Source organism: Luteimonas sp. A277 (assembly GCF_054052045.1).
Genome location: NZ_JBSVRG010000032.1, coordinates 1 through 559 on the forward strand (window position 1 = coordinate 1; position 559 = coordinate 559).

General features: G+C 59.4%; 1 protein-coding gene. It reads left to right on the forward strand.

Going from position 1 to position 559, the window contains the following annotated elements:
- Positions 1-80: 80 nt before the first annotated feature.
- Positions 81-458, forward strand: a complete 378-nt coding sequence (gene crcB, locus ACW7G2_RS14045; protein WP_456976842.1) for a fluoride efflux transporter CrcB — start codon at positions 81-83, stop codon at positions 456-458.
- Positions 459-559: the final 101 nt, after the last annotated feature.

Here is a 559-nt window from a genome sequence, read left to right on the forward strand (position 1 = left end):
CTGCCGCATCTGGGGCGATACTCCACTCGACAAGTCGCGGCTCGGCGCGGCTTAACTCAAGTGTTAGGCCTCAAACACATATGAGCGCGTACTTGTGGGTAGGACTCGGCGGTTTCATCGGATCGGTGGCCCGTTACGCTGTGGCCGTCGGGTTAGGTGCTGCGCCGGCGGGGCGCTTTCCGTGGGCCACTTTCGCTGTCAATTGTTTGGGCTGTCTGCTGATCGGCCTGCTCGTAGGCATTCTTTCCAAGACATCCGTCTCTGAGCCGGTTCGCCTGTTCCTGGTCACCGGTATCCTCGGTGGCTTCACTACCTTCTCGGCGTTCGGGCTGGAGTCGCTCACCCTCCTGCGGCGCGGAGAAACCAGCCTTGCCCTGCTGTACATTCTTGGCAGTGTCCTCGTGGGCATTGCTGCGGTCTGGCTAGGTCTTCGTTTCACCAGCGGAGCTGAGGCCTAACAATGCGTTCAAGCCGAAGCCGCTTCGCGGCTCGGCTTAACTCAAGTGTTAGGCGCCAAATCCAACTATCGTCGCAACTGATATGGCATTCAACGAACTCG

Coding starts and splice junctions, on each gene's coding strand:
- crcB (WP_456976842.1), top strand. CDS start 81: ATGAGCGCGTACTTGTGGGTAGGACTCGGCGGTTTCATCGGATCGGTG.